Genomic DNA, 18,376 nt, shown 5'->3' with positions numbered 1-18,376 from the left:
CCCTCCTGCGTGCCGGACCTAAGGGGCCAGGAGGCTCCGCTCGATCGCGTCGCCGTTCTCCACGACGGCGAAGCAGTCGACGCGCCGGTCGCCGTCCGCCCACGTCTCGGCAGTGGGGGTCGCCCGCAGCAGGGTGACCTGCAGATCGGCCGTGACGACGTCCAGATCGATGTCCTCCGACGCCGAGGTGCACGCAGCCTCCGCGCGGAGGCCGAGCTGGTCCCGCCCGGGGAAGTCGGCGTCCTCCGGGTACTCCTCGGTGGCCACGAGCTGTGCGTTGTGGGGCTCGGTGCACCGGACCAGCACAGCCTCCTCGGTGATCACGGTGAAGTCCGCGAGACACTCACCCGCCGCGATCGACGACGGGTCCACACGGTCCTCGTCCTCGGACCCGCCGAAGAGGGCCACCAGCACCCACACCAGGAGGCCGAGGAGGACCACTGCGCCGCCGACGAGCAGGAGGAGGGGACGGCCGCCGCGACGTGAGCGTGTACGGTCGCGCTTCGGGTGCCCGTCCGGCCCGCCGTCCGGCGTCGTGGGGATCCAGGCCGTCGCGCCCGGAACGGACCGGCCGCCGTCCGCTTCTCCCGAGGGCAGCCCGGCGGTGACTCCTGCGGCTCCCGCGTCTCCCGCGTCTCCTGCGGCGGCTGCCGTGCTCACGGACGCAGGATCGGTGCCCGGATAGACGCCCGGATCGCCGAGGCCGACCTCTCCGCCGCGTGGGGCGAAGGCGTAGGGTCCGCCGACGGGATCCGTGTCCAGGGCCGCTTCCACGCCCTGAGGACCGACCGCCGGCGAGCCTGGAGGCAGTGTTCCCGCGTCGGTGCCTGCGTCGCTGCCCTTTTCGACGTCTTGATCGGTGCCTTGATCGGTGCCTTGATCGGTGCCTTGATCGGTGCCTTGATCGACGTCTTGATCGCTGCCCGGATCGGTGCCCGGTCGGCCCGTCACCGCACCGTCGTGTCCCGCGCCGGCCGAGGCCTCCGGCTCGTGGCCGGGACGCCCCGGTACCTGCTCCTCGTCACTCATGGTGGGTCGCTGTCTCCTCGTCGTTCCTTGGCTCGTCGTCGGGGCCCTCCGGCATCGATGTCGACTCTAGCGACAAACCCGCCGCCGTCACGGTCCTCGTCCTCCGCGGGACGCCCGCGGGCTCGTTCGGGGCAGGCCGGGGCATCGTGTCCGCGCCTCGACCGCCCGGCATGGGGGTGCCCTCGAAAGCATGTAACCTATACTTACGACAAATTGACCGAATACTCCGGGGCCTCGCTGCAGCCTTGGGCCTCGCGCCCCAGTGACCACCTCCGGATCGACGCAAAAAGGGGGTCACGCCATGGGGCGCGGCCGTCAAAAGGCAAAAGCTACCAAGCAGGCACGGGACATGAAGTACTTCAGCCCGTCCACTGATTATTCGGCACTGCAGCGAGAGCTCACAGGCCCGGGTAGTCGTGCTTCCACCCGACGTACCGAACCCATCGAGCCGGTCGAGCCTGACTACTCGGAATATGCGGACAAGTACGCCGACGAGGTCGACGACGACGGTGAGGGGAGCGGCACGCGCCGCACCGGCTGACCCGGCTCCGGCATCCACCGGTGAACCGCACACGGCGCATCAGCCCTGACGGGCGATGCGCCGTTCTGTGTGCCCGGAAGTCGACGAAGGCGGCCTCGCGCTCCGGGCTCCACGCCGCGTCCGCGCACGAACGGCCGCCCGGCACTGCCGCCGGGCAGACCGGGCGTCCTCGTCAGGCGGGTGAGGCGAGCAGGGGCTGGAAGGCCAGTTCGGCCGCCCCGACGAGGAGCAGCTCCGGCCCCAGTGCCGCGCGGCGGACGTCGACCCGTCCGGCCAGCGATGCCTCGTTCACCGCGTCCTCGAGGCGAGCGCCGGCGAAACCGACGAGTGAACCCAGGAAACCGCCGAGCACGATCAGCTCGGGGTCGAAGATGTTGACGAAGTCGACGAGGGCGACGGCGAGCAGCCCCACCTGCCGTTCCGCTTCGGCGAGGACCGCCTTGCCGGGGTCTCCGGACAGCAGGCGTTCCAGGGCCTCGATGCCTCCCCCGTCTGCTCCTGCAGCCTCCAGCAGGCGTTCCAGCCGCACCTCGGCGTCGAGGCAGCCGGACCGGCCGCAGTGGCAGGGCGATCCGCCCGGGCTGACGAGGGTGTGCCCCAGTTCGCCGCCGTACCCGCGGCTGCCGACCAGTTGCGCGCCGCCGGTCACGATCCCGCCGCCGATGCCACTCGCGCTCCCATTGAGGTAGACGGCATCCGCAACGCCGAGGGCGGCGCCGAAGATGCTCTCGGCCAGCGATCCGAGCGAGGCATCGTTCGCCGCCACGGCCGGCAGCGCCAGTGCCGAGCCGAAGGGTCCGGTGAGGTCGGTGTCCCGCCAGCCGAGGTGCGGCGCCACGAGGACGCGGCCGGTCCCGGCATTGACCAGCCCGGGCAGGGCGATCCCCACCCCGAGCAGGCGGTCGAGACCTGTGAGGACGGGTTCGAGATCGGCCACGATCTCCCCGGTGAGGCGGACGGTGTCGTCGAGGGTGGGCAGGGTGTCGGTCTCCCGCCGGACGCGAGCGTGCACCCGGCCGCCGAGCCCGACGACGCCGACCGTCAGGGCGTCGATGTCCGGATTGACGGCGAGGACGGCGATACCGGGGTTGGCCTCGACGATCGGGCTGGGCCGTCCCACGCGGCCGCCGGTGGGCTCCGTCTCGCGGACCAGGTTCTTCCCGGTCAGGGCGAGGACGAGGGCGCCGACGGTCGATCGGTTGAACCCCGTGCGCCGGGTCAGCTCCGAGCGGGAGAGGGGGCCGTGGCGGTGGACCATCGTCAGGATCTGGGACAGGTTCTGCGCGCGGAGACCCTCGGTACCGTTCAGTGTGCCGGGTGACGACCGCACGTCCTGGCCTCCTTCGCTCCGCAGGAGGCCTCCGCCCACCTGATCAGGCCCCATCGTATCCAGACCCTCGACGGAGCCCCTGCCCGGGTGGCGGTCAGGCGCGCTGCTGGGCGGCCGTCGTCGCCTGTGCCGACCCCTCGGACGGGGCCGCGGTGCTCTGGCGGACCACCAGGCTGGTCGCGAGGTCGAGCCTCAGGTTGTTGGGCCGCTCGCCGTCCCGCAGCCGGAGGACCATCCGCGTGGCCTCCTCCGCCATCTGGATGAGCGGCTGGTGGACGGTGGTCAGGGCCGGGCTGGACCACTGCGCCAGCTGCAGGTCGTCGTACCCGACGATCGAGAGCTCGTCCGGCACGCGGAGGCCGATCTGACGGGCGGCGTCGAGCACGCCGAGCGCCTGCAGGTCGCTGCCCGCGAAGATGGCGGTGGGCGGGTGCGGCCTGCGGAGCAGGGTGAATGCGTGGTCGCGTCCGCCGTCCACGTGGAAGTTGCCGTACCGGATGAAGCCTGGTTCGATCGGCAGGCCGGCCATGCCCATCGCGGACCGGTAGCCGTCGATGCGTGCGAGGGAGCACATCATGTCCTCGGGGCCGCTGATGGTGGCGATCCTCGTGTGGCCCAGATCGATCAGGTGGCGCGTGGCCATCATGCCGCCCGACCAGTTCGCCGACCCGACGGACGGGACGTCGGGGGAGGGGTCGCCCGCGGGATCGATGATGACGAACGGGATGGAGCGGGCTGCCAGCTTGGCCCGATAGTCCTGCGGCAGGTCGGAGAAGACGAGCACGACGCCGGCGGGACGGCGGGCCATCACGCCCTCGATCCACTCCGGGCCGGGGGCGTGCCGCGTCCCTGACTCGGTCAGGACCACGCTCATCCCGTGTTCGCGCGCCACGTTCTCCACCCCGCGGATCAGCTCCAGCGCCCAGGCGCTCTCGAGCTCGTGGAAGACGAGTTCCACCAGGGCGGACTGACTGGCGGACACGAGGCGGCGCCGGTACCCATGCTCCTCGAGGAGCTCCTCAACTTTCGATCGGGTTTTCGAGGAGACGTCGGACCGGCCGTTCAGCACCTTGGAGATGGTGGAGAGGGAGACGCCCGCCGCAGTTGCCAGCTGGGCGAGGGTGACGCGCGGTTCTTCCGCCGGGATCGACATGCGGGACAGCTTACCTCGGCGCCTGAGCGCGATGCAGGCGCCGCCAGGTGCGGAGTATGCCCCGCTGCGGAGAGGATCTCGTGCTGAGGCGTGACCGGCGGAAGCTCTCGGCACCACCTGGCTATCGACGCAGATGTCAAAACTTTCGGACGGCGTTCACCCAGGAACTTCCGACCCTGGCTGTCCCGCAGCGCCGGCGGACGCCGCGGTGGGCCGTCCGGCGCCCCGGTGAACAGGCGCGAATCCCGGCATCCGCGGTGGCGCCCGGTTCCGCCCCCGTGGTTGTCTGGCTTCATGACCTCCCACGACGACACCCCGCTGCCGGACGAAGCCCGTCTCCGCGAAAGGGCGGACGCCCTGACACAGCCGGGGCGCTCCTGGGACTCCGACGAGCAGGGCTGGATCCGCGAGAACCTCCGCGAGGCGATCGACCACCTCGTGAGCGAGGGCTACACGGTCCGCGGTGGCCAGGGCCAGGATCCCGAGCTGATCGACCCCGGCGGGTCGGCCGTGGAGACCTGGCGTGAGGACTACCCCTACGACGAGCGCGTCACGCGACAGGCCTACGAGCTGGAGAAGTACCGGTTGCAGATCGAGCTGCTCAAGTTCCAGTACTGGGGGCAGGACCACGACCTGCGGCACGTGATCGTCTTCGAAGGCAGGGATGCCGCGGGCAAGGGCGGCACCATCAAACGGTTCTCCGAGCACCTCAATCCGCGTGCTGCACGGTCCGTGGCGCTGGGCAAGCCGTCGGACCGGGAACAGGGCCAGTGGTACTTCCAGCGCTACGTCCAGCATCTGCCGACCACCGGGGAGATCGTGATGTTCGACCGCTCCTGGTACAACCGGGCGAATGTGGAGCGGGTCATGGGGTTCTGCACGGACGACGAGTACGAGACCTTCATGCAGCAGGTACCCGGATACGAGAAGATGCTGGTGGATTCCGGGATCCATCTCACGAAGTTCTGGTTCTCCGTCACCCGTCGCGAGCAGCGGACCCGTTTCGCCATCCGCCAGATCGATCCCGTGCGCCGGTGGAAGCTGTCTCCCATGGACCTCGCGTCCCTCGATCGCTGGGACGACTACACGGCAGCGAAAGAGGCGATGTTCCTGCGGACGGACACCGATCATGCGCCCTGGATCACGGTGCGGTCGAACGACAAGAAGCGCGCGCGGCTCAATGCCATGCGCTACTTCCTGGACCAGTTCGACTACGAGGACAAGGATCCGGACGTGGTGTACGGAGCGGATCCGCTGATCGTCCAGCGCGGCCGCGACGCCGTGGGTGACTAGCGCCCGTGCGGCTGATCCTGATCCGGCACGGCCAGACCCCCAGCAATGTGGTCGGAGCGCTGGACACGGCGTTTCCCGGAGCGCCACTCACGGCCCTCGGCGAAGCGCAGGCCGCGGCTCTTCCGGCGGCCCTGGCCCATGAGCCGATCGTCGGCATCCATGCCTCGCCCCTGCTGCGGACGCAGCTCACCGCGGCACCCCTCGGCGCTGCGCGGTCCCTGTCGGTGCAGGTGGTGCCCGGGCTCGAGGAGATCACGGCGGGCGCCCTGGAGATGCGCGCCGACGCGGTGGCCCGCCAGGAGTACGCTGCCTGCCTCGTCGGCTGGATGCACGGTGACCTCGACCGCAGCCTCCCCGGTGGGGTCGACGGGCACGGCTTCCTCCAACGGTTCGATGCCGCGATAGGGCGCCTCGCCGGGTCATACCGGGACCAGAACACCGTCGCCGTCGTCGCCCACGGTGCAGCGATCCGCGTCTACACGGCCCTCCGCACCGGGATGCACGGCGACCGGGCCGCGCAGCTCGACATCCGGAACACGGGCGCCGCAGTCCTCGACGGGTCGCCGACCGCCGGCTGGCACCTGGAACGGTGGCACCCCGAACCGCTCGGCGGCCTGCGGCTAGCGGACCACTCGGCCACCGACGCGACGGGCGAGAGTGCGGAGCGCGTCGCCGAGGAGTCCGGGTCCCGGAGGAGGGCCGGAGGTGCGGCGAGCGTCGCGGGAGACGGCACTGTAGGCCTGCCGATGGACCTTCGCAAGCGGCACTGACGGCCGGATCGCGGCTGCGCTTCAGCGGACGCCCTCCCGCGGTCGACGATCGGCGCGCAGGGACGCGTCGGCCCATCGGTTCGGAGCGTCGTGCAGCTCGAAGGTGCACAGCGGGCAACTTAAGTCGCTTGCGCTGACCCTCGCCACTGCATCACGGTAGTAAGCAGACTGATCATCCCGATCCGGAGCAGAAGCCGGCCGGGCTGGTCATCCCTACTCACCAAGGAGCGCGAGCATCATGTCAGCAGCAGAGAACACATCGGGTGCGAGCACCCCGAAGAGCCGGCGGAACGACGTCGTCGCGGCGGAGAAGGAGCAGTTCGGCGGCATCAAGTTCGGGTCGGCGTTCTTCGGGTGGCTGACGGCGATCGGCCTGACCGTCATCCTCAGCGCGTTGGCGACGGCGATCGGCGTCGGTATCGGGGCCTCCACCTCCAGCAGCGCGAACGAGGCGGCCGACCAGGCCCAGCAGAATGCCCAGACCATCGGGATCGTGAGCGGGATCGTCCTCGCCGTGATCCTGTTCATCGCCTACTACTGCGGCGGGTACGTGGCCGGCCGGATGGCCCGGTTCGACGGTGTCAAGCAGGGTCTCGCCGTCTGGCTGTGGGGCATCATCGTCGCGATCGTCCTCGCGATCCTCGCCGCGGTCGCCGGCGACCAGTTCAACGTGCTCTCGAACCTCAATGGTGCGCCCAGCATCCGGTTCGACCGGGACATGCTGACCGCGAGCGGCCTCATCGCCCTGGCCATCGCCCTCCTCGTCCCGCTCGTCGCGGCGATCCTCGGTGGCAAGGCGGGCATGCACTTCCACCGCAAGGTCGACCAGGTCGGCATCGACCACCAGACCCACCGGTAGGCCGCGCGGGCCTCGAGAGCAGAAAGGCACCCCCGGTCGGGGGTGCCTTTCCGCTGTGCGCGCGATGTCAGAACGAGAGCGACGCAAGGGCCGACCGGTACTGCTCGCGGATCACCGGCCGGTGGTCCGACGCACGGTCCTCGAGGGTGGCGACCGGCCAGGCCGGCCGTCCGCCGGCGAGGACCCACGCCGCCTGGACCGCCGCGCCCCGCGCCACGTACTCCCCGGGCGCCGGGATGCGGACGGGCAGGTCGAAGACCTGTGCGGCCACGTCCTGGACCGCCCCGTTCTGGGCGGCGCCGCCGATCAGCAGGAGGTGCCGGGGGACGACGCCGGTTGCGCGGACGGCGTCCAGTGCGTCCGCCAAGCCGCAGAGCATGCCCTCGATGGCGGCACGGGCCATGTTCCCCCGGGTGGCCGAGGCGATGCTCAGGTTGTGGAAGCTCGCCTTGGCCGTCGGCAGGTTGGGCGTACGCTCACCCTCGAAGTAGGGGACGAGGACGACGCCCCCTGCCCCCGGCCCGGCGCTCCGGGCAAGCTCCGCGAAGCCGTCATGATCGACCGCCAGGACGTCCGCGACGGACGAGAGCACCCGCGCGGCGTTGAGCGTCGCCACCAGGGGCAGGAACAGCCCGCTGGCATCGGCGAAGCCGGCCACCGTCCCGGAGGTGTCCGCGACGGCGTCCGCGGCGACGGCGAAGACCGTCCCGCTGGTGCCGAGGGACACGACGACGTCCCCCTCCTCCGCCCCGAGCCCCAGGGCAGCGCCGGCGTTGTCACCGGCGCCGGGTCCGAGGACGATGCGCCGGTCGGCCGACGCGAGGTAGGCAGCGTGCACCGTCCCCGCTGGAGCGGCGGGCCCCAGCACGCGCGGAAGCACGACGGTGTCCGGGTCCCCGGCGTCCCCGGCCTGCGCCTCACGGGCCGGACGGCCCAGCATCTGCCCGAAGAGCGCGAGGTCGTACGCCCCGGTGGTCGGATTCCAGTACGCGGTGCCACTCGCGTCCGAGCGGTCGGTCACGAGTTCGTCGAGCACCGGTCCGAGCGGCGACCCACCGTCGGGTCCGAAGCCGCGCAGCCGCCAGGTCAGCCAGTCGTGCGGCAGGGCCACGGCGGCGATGCCCGGGACGACGTCGGGTTCGGCGTCACGGACCCACCGCACCTTCGTGCCGGTGAAGGACGCCACGGGCGCGGACCCGGTGCGGGCCACCAGGTCCGCGAGGCCGAGTTCGCCGATCAGGTCCTCGGCAGCGCCCGCGGACCGGGTGTCGTTCCACAGGAGCGCGTCCCGCAGGACCCTGCCGTCGTGGCCCAGCAGCACCATCCCGTGCTGCTGGCCGGCGATCGCCAGGCCGTCGACGTCGGAGCCGAGGCCGTCCGCCTCCTCCAGTGCGGCGAGCAGTGCCTGCCACCACGCTTCCGGGTCGACCTCCGTGCCCTCCGGGTGGAGGGCACGTCCGGTGCGGACCTCGGCGCCGGTCGCGGTGTCGACGACGACGACCTTGCAGCTCTGCGTCGAGGAGTCGACGCCGGTGACGAGGGCCATGGATCAGCGGGCCCCGAGGAGGTGCTCGATGAAGAGCTGCTGCAGCTTCACGAAGCCGAAGCCCTTGCCGTTGAAGTAGGCGTCGGCGTCGAAGTCCTCGTAGGCGGAGCGGTCGGCGCGCAGGGCTTCGTAGCCCTCCCCGCTGTTCAGCGTGGGTTCGTTGATCTCGGAGACACGCGAGGCGGACAGTGCGGCCTGCACCTCGGGATCCGCGCGGAAGGCCGCGGCGCGTTCCTTGAGCAGGAGGTAGGTCTGCATGTTCGCGGCAGCCGAGTCCCAGACGCCGTCCATGTCCTCCGTGCGGCTCGGCTTGTAGTCGAAGTGGCGGGGGCCGTCGTAGGCAGGGCCGCCGTCGGGCCCGCCGTTCTCGAGCAGATCCACGAGCGAGAAGGCGTTCTGCAGGTCGCCGTGGCCGAACACCAGGTCCTGGTCGAACTTGATGCTCCGCTGGCCGTTGAGGTCGATGTGGAACAGCTTGCCCTGGTAGAGCGCCTGCGCGATCCCGTGCGTGAAGTTCAGGCCGGCCATCTGCTCGTGGCCCGTCTCGGGGTTGATGCCGACGAGCTCGGGGCGCTCGAGGGTCTCGATGAAGGCCATCGCGTGTCCGAGCGTGGGCAGCAGGATGTCGCCGCGCGGCTCATTGGGCTTCGGCTCGATCGCGAAGCGGATGTCGTAGGCCTTGTCGGTGACGTAGTCGCCGAGCAGGTTGACGGCCTCGCGGTAGCGCTCGAGGGCGCCGCGGATGTCCTTGGCGGCGTCGTACTCGCTGCCCTCGCGTCCACCCCACATCACGAAGGTCTTCGCGCCGAGCTCCGCGGCGAGGTCGATGTTGTCGAGGACCTTGCGCAGGGCGAAGCGGCGGACGCCGCGGTCGTTGCTGGTGAAGCCGCCGTCCTTGAAGACGGGGTGGCTGAAGAGGTTCGTGGTGACCATCGGGACGATCAGGCCCGTGGAGTCGAGGGCGCCCTTCAGGCGGTCGATCTGGTTCCGGCGCTCGTCGGCCGTCGAACCGAAGGGGAAGAGGTCGTCGTCGTGGAAGGTGATGCCGTACGCGCCGAGGTCGCTGAGGCGGTTGACGGCCTCGACGGCGTCGAGGGGCGGGCGGGTCGCGGATCCGAACTGGTCCTGGGCTTCCCAGCCCACCGTCCAGAGTCCGAAGGAGAATTTGTCGTCGCGGGTGGGCTCGATCGCCATTGAGTGCTCCAGAGGGTGTGTGACGAATATGTTGTCGTTACAAACATATTAGCTTTTCGCCGGGAGTCAAGCAGCAATCCGACGTCAGGTCCCGGGCGCCTGGACGCTGGCGCGCTGGACGAGCCGGGTGGACAGCTCAATGCGGGGGCTCTCCACCGCGTCGCCGCGGATCAACCGGACCAGCGTCCGGGCGGCCAGCGTGCCCATGTCGGAGAGGGGCTGGCGGATGGTCGTCAGGGGAGGGGAGGCCCAGCCGGCTTCGGGCAGGTCGTCGAAGCCCACCACGCTGAGGTCGTCGGGGATGCGCAGTCCCTGCTGCCGCGCGGCCTCGTACACGCCGAGCGCCATCTGGTCGCTCGCCGCGAAGATGGCGCTCGGACGGTCCGGCAGCGCGAGGAGGGCGGTGCCGGCCCTGAAGCCGGAGGCGTAGTCGAAGTCGCCGTCCTGGACGAGGTCCGGGTCCACGGCGATGCCGGCCGCCTCGAGACCGGCGCGGTATCCGTCCAGGCGTGCCCGGCTGCACCAGATCCCCGGGCGCCCCGCCACGAAGCCGATGCGGCGATGATTCTGCTGGATCAGGTATTCCGTGGCGTTCACGGCGCCGGTCCAGTTCGTCGCGCCGATGGTCGGCACCTCCAGGTCGGGCACCCCGGCGGGATCGATCACCACGATCGGAAGGTGAAGCCGCTGCAACTCGGCGTGGAGGAAGGAGTCGAGGTCGGTCGTGACCAGGATGGCTCCGTCGCTGGGCCGGGCGCCCAGCGTGTCGAGCCACTTGCGGGTCGAGTCCGCGCTGCCGCGGCGGTGGATCGCCGAGACGACGACGGAGAGTCCCTCGCTGTTGAGCGCTTCTTCCACCCCGCGGATGATCTCCACCGCCCACGGGCTGTCCAGGTCGTTGAAGACGAGGTCGACCAGCCCGGACGGCGCGGCGACGACGGCACCACGGCGTCGGTAGCCGGACTCACGCAGCAACGCCTCGACGCGTTCGCGGGTGCCGGAGGCGACGTCGGACCTGCCGTTGAGGACGCGGGAGACCGTCGGTACCGAGACGCCTGCAGCGGCTGCGATGGCAGAGATGGTCACCGCGGGTTGGGCATTGTCCTGCACGTCGTCCTCCCTGGGAACACCGAAGAGGCATCAGCGCACCCCCGTAGCCATCTTCGACAGCACCCTTGACGTTCCGGGTGCGATGTTCCTAACCTACAGCAACGGTCTTTCCGGAAACTTCCGGAAAATTCTGATCACAGTATCGGTAGCCGCACCTCAGGTACCTCAAAGGAGAGCTCATGCAGGTCCGTTCATCCATCGCCGCAGCAGTCCTCGCGTCGACCATGATCCTTCCCCTGGCACTGCCCGCCCACGCCGCATCCCAGCCCTCACGGTCCCCAGGGATCGAGAAGGGAATGGAGAAGCGGATCGGGAAAGGAGACGACAAGAAGGACACCCTGCGCTGGGTCGCGCCGAAGGACCTCAGGATCGGCACCGCCGTGGCGGGCGGCGGACACCACGAGACGCAGCCCTATCCCGACCCGTTCACCTTCGACCAGGAGTACCGCGGACGCCTCGCCGCCGAGTTCAACTCCGTCTCCCCGGAGAACCAGCTCAAGTGGGAGTTCGTCCACCCGGAACAGGGCACCTACCGGTTCGCCGAGATGGACGCCATCGTGCAGTTCGCCCAGGCCAACAAGCAGGTGGTCCGCGGGCACACCCTCTTCTGGCACAGCCAGAACCCGGAGTGGCTCGAGGAGGGGAACTTCACGAAGGAGGAGCTGCGGGCCATCCTGAAGGACCACATCCAGACCGTGGTCGGGCGCTATGCGGGCAGGATCCAGCAGTGGGACGTCGCCAACGAGATCTTCAACGACAACGGGACCCTGCGCACCACCGACAACATCTGGATCCGCGAGCTGGGTCCGGAGATCATCGCCGACGCGTTCCGCTGGGCGCACGAGGCGGATCCGAAGGCCAGGCTCTTCTTCAACGACTACGGCGTCGAGGGCGTCAACGCGAAGAGCAACGCCTACCTCGAGCTGATCCCGCGCCTGCAGGCCGAGGGCGTACCGGTGGATGGATTCGCCATCCAGGGGCACCTGAGCACGCGCTACGGCTTCCCGGGAGACCTGCAGGCGAATCTGCAGCGTTTCGACGACCTGGGACTGGAGACCGCGATCACGGAGATCGACGTCCGCATGGACGTCGCGGCCGGCACCGAGCCGACCGCCGCGCAGCTCGCCACCCAGGCGGGCTACTACCAGCGGGCCCTCGAGGCCTGCGTGTCGGTCGAGGAATGCAACTCCTTCACCATCTGGGGCTTCACGGACAAGTACTCCTGGGTCCCCGTCTTCTTCACCGGTGAGGGCGAAGCCACCGTCATGGAGGACGACTTCACCCGCAAGCCCGCCTACTACGTACTGCAGGACACGCTCGAGCAGGCGTCCCCGGGACGCGGCAACCGCTAGTCGAGCACTGCGGGGCGGGCGCGGAGGGGGACCGCGCCCGCCCCGCACAGGTATCACCCGCAGCACCCGTGCGTGACCATCGCACCCCCACCGCCGCGTTCCGCGGCTGCTGTCCGGTTCCCGCGGGGGCCGGACGCACGACGAAGGAGAACCATGAGACAACGACGTCTGATCGCAGGCGCCACGGCCTTCGGGCTGATGGCCGGGGCCGGAGCCCTCACGCTCCCGGCCGCGCAGGCCGCCGACCCCGATGAGCCCACCGTGATCCTCAGTGAGGACTTCGAGGACGGCGATCCCGGCCCCCTCGTGCAGAACGGTGCCGCCACCCTGTCCGTCGTCGAGGACGGCGGCGACAAGGCCCTCCTCGTGACCGGGCGTGCCAACGACTACGACGGCATCAAGACGCCTGCGAACCTGCTGCAGGCGGGCGGCACCTACACGTTCTCCGCGCAGCTGAAGCTGGCGTCCGCACCGGGCACGACGGCCTCGGCCCGCTTCGTCGTCGAACCCGCGTACAGCTGGGTCGGCAACACCACCGTCTCGGCCGACGCCTGGACCACGGTCTCCGGCACCTTCACCGCACCCGCCGGCGCCGATCCCGCCACGCTGCGGGCCTACCTCGGCACCGCGGACCTCGGCGCGCCCTACGACTACCTGGTGGACGACGTCGTGATCACCGGCACGGCGGCATCCGCCGACGGCGGCACCTGGCAGCCGACCCCTGACCCCGCCTTCGTCCCGGGCGGTGCGGGCAACCCCACGAGCACACCCGTCGCCGCTGCGCGCGGCACCGGGAACGCCGTCGCCCTCACCTTCGACGACGGTCCCAATCCGGGGGAGACCGACGCCGTGCTCGATCTCCTCCGGGACAGCGGCATCACCGCGACCTTCTGCATCATCGGCCAGAACGTGCAGGCCGAGGGCGGCGCCGACCTGCTGCGCCGGATCGTCGCCGAGGGGCACACGCTCTGCAACCACGGGACGTCCTATGCGGACATGGGATCGTGGACCCAGGGCCAGGTGGAGACGGACCTCAAGGAGAACCTCCGCATCATCCGCGCCGCCGTCGGCGATCCGGCCCAGCCGGTGCCCTACTTCAGGGCGCCGAACGGGAGCTGGGGTGCCACCGGCGAGGTGGCTGCCGCGCTCGGCATGCAGCCGCTCGGGCTCGGCAACGTCATCTTCGACTGGGACGGCAACGATCTCGGCGAGGAGACCCTGACGGCGAACCTCCGCGCAGCCTTCACACCCGGCGCGGTGGTGCTCGCCCACGACGGCGGCGGAGACCGGTCGAACACCGTTGACGCCGTGGCGACGGTCGTGGCCGAGAAACTGGCCGAGGGCTGGACCTTCACGCTCCCGCAGGGTGGGGCAGCGGCTGCCACGGCGGGGATCACCTCCGGGTTCGAGACCGGCACGGACGGCTGGACCGCCCGGGGCGACGGCGTCTCGGTCACCACCGCGACCGATGCCCGCACCGGGACCGGCAGCCTGCTGGTCACCGGCCGCACGCAGCCCTGGCACGGTGCGGCGCTCGATGTCACGGCGGGCCTTCCCGTCGGCGTCGCCGTCGAGGTGTCGGTGTGGGCGAGGCTCGCGCCCGGGCAGCAGCCGGCCTCCCTCAAGGTCTCGGTGCAGCGCGACAACGGCGGCGGCAGTGCCTACGACGGCGTCGCCGGCGCGGGCGCGTCCGTCACGGCCGACGGCTGGACGGAGCTGAAGGGCACGTACACGCTCGGCGCTGCGGCCGACACGGCGCAGGTCTATGTCGAGGGCCCCGTCGGGGTCGACTTCCTGCTCGACGACTTCAGCCTGGCACCGTTCGCCGAGACGCCGATCCAGGCGGACGTGCCGGCGCTGAAGGACGTGCTCGGCAGCCAGGGGATCGAGCACGTCGGCGTGGCGATCGACGCGCGCGAGACGGTGGGTGCCGCAGCCGACCTGCTCCGCAAGCACTACAACGCCTTCACCCCCGAGAACGCCGGGAAGCCGGAGAGCGTGCAGCCGGTGGAGGGGCGGTTCACCTTCACCCAGCTGGACCAGCTGCTCGATTTCGCGGACGAGAACGGCGTCGAAGTGTACGGGCACGTCCTCGCCTGGCACTCCCAGACCCCGGCCTGGTTCTTCAGGGACGGTGACCGCGACCTCACGAACAGCCCGGCGGACCAGGCGCTGCTGAAGGCGCGCATGGAGGCCCACATCAAGGGGATCGCGGACCACATCGATGCGCGGTATCCCGACGGTGACAGTCCCATCTGGGCCTGGGACGTGGTGAACGAGGTCATCGCGGACGGCGACACGGCCAACCCCCACGACATGCGGGACAGCCGCTGGTTCCAGGTCCTCGGCGAGGGCTTCGTCGACGAGGCCTTCCGCCTCGCCGACCGGTACTTCCCCGACGCGGAGCTGTTCATCAACGACTACAACACGGAGATGCCGGAGAAGCGTGCCGACTACCTCGACCTCATCGGGGCACTGCAGGCACGGTCCGTCCCGATCGACGGCGTGGGGCACCAGGCCCACGTCGATGTCGCCCGGCCCGTGCAGTGGCTGGAGGACTCCATCGAGGCCGTCGAGGCACTCGATCCCACCCTCCTGCAGGCGATCACCGAGCTGGACGTCAACGCTTCCACCGAGAACCAGGGAGCCGACGTCAGCGGTGCTCCAGTGGATCCGTACAGCCCCGCCTTCCGGGACGACGCCGATGCTGCTGCGGAGGTCGGCTACTACTACCGGGACCTGTTCGCGATGCTCACGGACCACGCCGACTCGGTGGAGTCCGTGACGTTCTGGGGCATCAGCAACGCGCGCACCTGGCTGCGGACGTGGCCGATGGCACGCCCCTGGGAGCAGCCCCTTCCGTTCGACGACGACCTGCAGGTCACACCGGCCTACTGGGGCATCGTCGATCCGTCACGGCTGCCGGCCCGCCCGGCCGACGTCCTGCCCCCGCGCATCGCGGACTCCCCGGACGTCACGGCGGTGTCCAACGGCGCCAGCGGGGCGAAGGTGACCTACGCCCTGCCGTCCGCCATCGACACGCTCGACGGCGTGGTGCCCCTCGACTGCGCACCGGCGTCGGGATCCCGCTTCCGCATCGGCACCACGACGGTCGCGTGCACGGCGACGGACGAGGCGGGGAACACCCGGACCAGCTCCTTCGACGTCGTCGTGACGCGCAAGGTGCCCGGGAAGCCCTGAGCCTGCCCGCCCCCGGCACGACGAAGCCCCCGTCCTCCTCGAAGAGGGCGGGGGCTTCGTCGTGAGCCGTGGCCGGCTTTCCGCAGGGTGCGCTTCCTCCCACCGGCGGAGGCCGGTGGGAGGAAGCCTCTCCGCCCAGCGACCGGAGCCGGTCGGTGGGCGGAACGGCGAGGCGGACCGGCCCCGTCGTCGGTGGGCGGAACGGCGGGCCGGACCGCCTGTACCCAGGGATCGGAGCTGGTTGGTGGGTGAAACGGCGAGGCGGAACGCCCTCGCTCGGATGCGCCGTTCCGCAGCGGATCGAGCCGCGGACCGGCAGGTGCGTCAGGCGTAGGCGCCGAGCAGCCGCACCGATCCGCCGTCGACGCCCTTGGCTCCCTGCACGTAGTCGGGGCCGTCGGTACTCCCGCTGCCCGCGACCTGCACGCTGCCCATGACCCAGGAGGGCACGCCGGCTGCGCCGAGCTGGGCCAGCGCGGCATCGGCTCCGTCGGCGCCGACGATCGCGACCATCCCGACGCCGAGGTTGAGCGTGCGCTCGAGGTCGGGCAGGGGCACGGAGCCGAGCTGCGAGACCAGCGTGAAGACGGCGGGAAGCTCCCAGGTGGAGCGGTCCACCGTGGCTTCGAGCCCCCGGGGCAGCACGCGCGCGAGGTTCGCGGCGAGGCCGCCCCCGGTGACGTGGCTGAACCCGTGCACCTGCGCGTCGTCGTTGCGGGCGAGCGCGAGGCAGTCGGCGGCGTAGATCCGTGTGGGCTCCAGCAGTTCCTCACCGAGGGTGCGGCCGAGCTCGGAGACCTGGCGGTCGAGCGCCCAGCCGGCCTGGTTGATGACCCGGCGGACCAGGGAGTAGCCATTGGAGTGGAGGCCCGAGGACGCCATGCCGATGACGACGTCGCCCGCCCGCACACGCTCCGGGCCCAGGACGCGGTCGGCCTCGACGACTCCGGTCGCCGCACCGGCGACGTCGTACTCGTGCTCACCGAGCAGGCCCGGATGCTCGGCCGTCTCGCCGCCCACCAGCGCGGTGCCGGCGAGGGAGCAGCCGGCCGCGATGCCGCGGACTATATCGGCGATCCGCTCCGGGACCACCTTGCCGCAGGCGATGTAGTCGGTCATGAACAGCGGCTCGGCACCCACCACCACGATGTCGTCCACGACCATGCCCACGAGATCGAACCCGATGGTGTCGTGGATGTCCATGGCCTGCGCGATCGCGACCTTGGTGCCCACGCCGTCCGTCGACGTCGCGAGCAGCGGCCGCGTGTAGGTGAGGAGCCGGGACACGTCGAAGAGCCCGGCGAAGCCGCCCACCCCGCCGATGACCTGCTCGCCGTGCGTGGCCCGCACCGCGTCCTTCATGAGCTCGACGGCGCGGTCACCCGCCTCGACGTCCACTCCGGCACTGGCGTACGTGATGGGGAGGCTCATACCCGTTCCTTCTTGTCTTCGGCGGTCAGGACGGCTTCGAACTCGGCGTCGGGCCCGGGATCGCAGCCGGTGGCGCCGGACTTGTCGGCGGGGTCCAGGCGCTCCAGGAGGTTCTTGCCGAGGCGGTCGCCGTCGGGCAGTTCGATGGGGTAGACCCCCGTGAAGCAGGCGGTGCAGAGGCGCTCCCGGGGCTGCTGCGTGGCGTCGATCATGCCGTCCTCGGAGATGTACGCGAGGCTGTCGGCGCCGATCGAGGCGCTGATCTCGTCGATCGCCGCGCCGTTGGCGATCAGTTCCGCGCGCGAGGCGAAGTCGATGCCGTAGAAGCACGGCCAGCGCACGGGCGGCGAGGAGATCTTGACGTGGACCTCCGCGGCACCGGCCTCGCGGAGCATGCGGACGACGGCGCGCTGGGTGTTGCCGCGGACGATCGAGTCGTCGACGACGATGATGCGCTTGCCGCGGATGACGGACTCGAGGGCGTTGAGCTTCAGCCGGATGCCGAGCTGGCGCAGCGTCTGGCTGGGCTGGATGAAGGTGCGGCCCACGTAGGCGTTCTTCACGAAACCGTGGGCGAAGGGGATGCCGGACTCCTCGGCGAAGCCGACCGCGGCGGGGGTCCCGGATTCGGGGACGGGGATCACGATGTCTCCCGGGGCGGAGTTCTCGCGCGCCAGCTGCCGGCCCATCTCGACGCGGGACTCGTAGACCGACCGGCCCGCGATCGCGGCGTCGGGCCGCGCGAGGTAGACGTACTCGAAGACGCACCCCGCGGCGGTCGGGGTGGCGAAGCGGCTGCTGCGCACGCCGTCCTCGTCGATGGCGATGAACTCGCCGGGCTCGATCTCGCGGATGTAGCTGGCGCCGACGGTGGCGAGCGCCGCCTGCTCGGAGGCGACCACCCAGCCGCGCTCGAGCCGGCCGAGGACGAGGGGCCGGACGCCGTGGGCATCGCGCGCCGCGTACAGCGTGCCCTCGTCCATGAAGACGAAGCAGAACGCGCCGCGGATGCTCGGCAGGAGCTCCATGGCGGTCTCCTCGAGGGAGCGGTCGTCATTCCCGCCGAGCAGCGCGGTCACCAGCGCCGTGTCGGTGGTGTTGCCCTGCGCCAGCTCGCCCGCGCGGGGCTTGCCATGACGGTCCAGCACCATCTGGTACAGCTCCGCGGAATTGGTGAGGTTGCCGTTGTGGGCGAGGGCCACCGTGCCCGCGGCGGTGGCGCCCAGGGTGGGCTGGGCATTGGCCCAGTGGGAGGATCCGGTGGTGGAGTACCGGCAGTGCCCGACGGCGATGTGCCCGGTCAGGGTGTTCAGGGTGGACTCGTCGAAGACCTGGGACACCAGGCCCATGTCCTTGTAGACGTTGATCCGGCGGCCGTCGCTGGTCGCGATGCCCGCCGATTCCTGGCCCCGGTGCTGCAGCGCGTACAGGCCGTAGTAGGTGAGTTTGGCGACCTCCTCACCGGGCGCCCAGACGCCGAAGACGCCGCAGGCATCCTGGGGTCCTTTTTCGCCGGGGAGAAGATCGTGGGAGAGTTGTCCGTCGCCGCGCACCATGGGCCCATTCT

At 70.6% G+C, this 18,376-nt stretch carries 14 protein-coding genes; 6 read left to right on the top strand and 8 right to left on the bottom strand.

Features of this window, described 5'->3' with window-relative positions; genetic code table 11:
- Nucleotides 1–18: 18 nt before the first annotated feature.
- Nucleotides 19–1,029 (bottom strand): septum formation family protein, encoded by a 1,011-nt coding sequence (locus tag NVV32_RS14510; protein WP_422390631.1) that lies wholly within the window; start codon nucleotides 1,027–1,029, stop codon nucleotides 19–21.
- A gap of 301 nt (nucleotides 1,030–1,330) precedes the next feature.
- On the opposite strand from NVV32_RS14510, the gene NVV32_RS14505 reads away from it, so the two are divergent.
- The gene (locus NVV32_RS14505) at nucleotides 1,331–1,570 is read left to right on the top strand and encodes a DUF3073 domain-containing protein (RefSeq protein ID WP_055767377.1); all 240 of its coding nucleotides are present in this window, start codon (nucleotides 1,331–1,333) and stop codon (nucleotides 1,568–1,570) included.
- A 172-nt stretch (nucleotides 1,571–1,742) separates the two neighbouring features.
- Here the strand turns inward: NVV32_RS14505 and NVV32_RS14500 are convergent, their stop codons facing one another.
- Both NVV32_RS14500 and NVV32_RS14495 read right to left on the bottom strand, forming a co-directional pair.
- Nucleotides 1,743–2,900: an ROK family protein gene (locus tag NVV32_RS14500; protein WP_422390630.1), complete on the bottom strand. Its 1,158-nt coding sequence runs from the start codon at nucleotides 2,898–2,900 to the stop codon at nucleotides 1,743–1,745.
- A gap of 94 nt (nucleotides 2,901–2,994) precedes the next feature.
- Nucleotides 2,995–4,053 carry a LacI family DNA-binding transcriptional regulator gene (locus tag NVV32_RS14495; protein WP_422390629.1) on the bottom strand — a complete coding sequence of 353 codons (1,059 nt, stop codon included), beginning with the start codon at nucleotides 4,051–4,053 and terminating at the stop codon, nucleotides 2,995–2,997.
- A 294-nt stretch (nucleotides 4,054–4,347) separates the two neighbouring features.
- On the opposite strand from NVV32_RS14495, the gene ppk2 reads away from it, so the two are divergent.
- The 3 genes from ppk2 to NVV32_RS14480 all read left to right on the top strand — a co-directional run bounded on the left by ppk2 (nucleotide 4,348) and on the right by NVV32_RS14480 (nucleotide 6,975).
- A complete protein-coding gene (ppk2, locus tag NVV32_RS14490) occupies nucleotides 4,348–5,346 on the top strand; it encodes a polyphosphate kinase 2 (RefSeq protein ID WP_422390628.1) in 999 nt (332 codons plus the stop codon).
- A gap of 5 nt (nucleotides 5,347–5,351) precedes the next feature.
- Nucleotides 5,352–6,116 carry a histidine phosphatase family protein gene (locus NVV32_RS14485; protein ID WP_422390627.1) on the top strand — a complete coding sequence of 255 codons (765 nt, stop codon included), beginning with the start codon at nucleotides 5,352–5,354 and terminating at the stop codon, nucleotides 6,114–6,116.
- Nucleotides 6,117–6,354: 238 nt separating this feature from the next.
- Entirely contained in the window at nucleotides 6,355–6,975 is a 621-nt protein-coding gene (locus tag NVV32_RS14480; RefSeq protein WP_422390626.1) for a hypothetical protein, read from the top strand.
- 67 nt (nucleotides 6,976–7,042) lie between these two features.
- On the opposite strand, the gene NVV32_RS14475 is transcribed toward NVV32_RS14480, so the two are convergent.
- The 3 genes from NVV32_RS14475 to NVV32_RS14465 all read right to left on the bottom strand — a co-directional run bounded on the left by NVV32_RS14475 (nucleotide 7,043) and on the right by NVV32_RS14465 (nucleotide 10,801).
- The gene (locus NVV32_RS14475; RefSeq protein WP_422390625.1) at nucleotides 7,043–8,521 is read right to left on the bottom strand and encodes a xylulokinase; all 1,479 of its coding nucleotides are present in this window, start codon (nucleotides 8,519–8,521) and stop codon (nucleotides 7,043–7,045) included.
- Nucleotides 8,522–8,524: 3 nt separating this feature from the next.
- Nucleotides 8,525–9,715, bottom strand: coding sequence for a xylose isomerase (gene xylA, locus NVV32_RS14470; RefSeq protein WP_422390624.1), 1,191 nt, complete (start codon nucleotides 9,713–9,715; stop codon nucleotides 8,525–8,527).
- Nucleotides 9,716–9,799: 84 nt separating this feature from the next.
- A complete protein-coding gene (locus NVV32_RS14465) occupies nucleotides 9,800–10,801 on the bottom strand; it encodes a LacI family DNA-binding transcriptional regulator (RefSeq protein ID WP_235498652.1) in 1,002 nt (333 codons plus the stop codon).
- A gap of 203 nt (nucleotides 10,802–11,004) precedes the next feature.
- Here NVV32_RS14465 and NVV32_RS14460 point away from each other — a divergent pair, with 203 nt between their 5' ends.
- Together NVV32_RS14460 and NVV32_RS14455 are read left to right on the top strand one after the other, a co-directional pair.
- On the top strand, nucleotides 11,005–12,177 hold the full coding sequence (locus tag NVV32_RS14460) for an endo-1,4-beta-xylanase (RefSeq protein WP_055767395.1): 1,173 nt from the start codon (nucleotides 11,005–11,007) through the stop codon (nucleotides 12,175–12,177).
- Between the two features lie 153 nt (nucleotides 12,178–12,330).
- Entirely contained in the window at nucleotides 12,331–15,378 is a 3,048-nt protein-coding gene (locus tag NVV32_RS14455; protein WP_422390623.1) for an endo-1,4-beta-xylanase, read from the top strand.
- Between the two features lie 324 nt (nucleotides 15,379–15,702).
- Here the strand turns inward: NVV32_RS14455 and purM are convergent, their stop codons facing one another.
- Together purM and purF are read right to left on the bottom strand one after the other, a co-directional pair.
- The gene (purM, locus tag NVV32_RS14450; protein WP_055767397.1) at nucleotides 15,703–16,809 is read right to left on the bottom strand and encodes a phosphoribosylformylglycinamidine cyclo-ligase; all 1,107 of its coding nucleotides are present in this window, start codon (nucleotides 16,807–16,809) and stop codon (nucleotides 15,703–15,705) included.
- Nucleotides 16,806–18,365, bottom strand: a complete 1,560-nt coding sequence (gene purF, locus NVV32_RS14445; RefSeq protein ID WP_422390622.1) for an amidophosphoribosyltransferase — start codon at nucleotides 18,363–18,365, stop codon at nucleotides 16,806–16,808. Before purF ends, purM begins: the two co-directional genes overlap by 4 nt.
- Nucleotides 18,366–18,376: the final 11 nt, after the last annotated feature.

Source organism: Arthrobacter sp. N1 (genome assembly GCF_048288285.1).
GTDB lineage: Bacteria > Actinomycetota > Actinomycetes > Actinomycetales > Micrococcaceae > Arthrobacter_D.
Note: the sequence above shows the minus strand (reverse complement) of the source record. Positions and strands in the feature narration are given on the sequence as shown.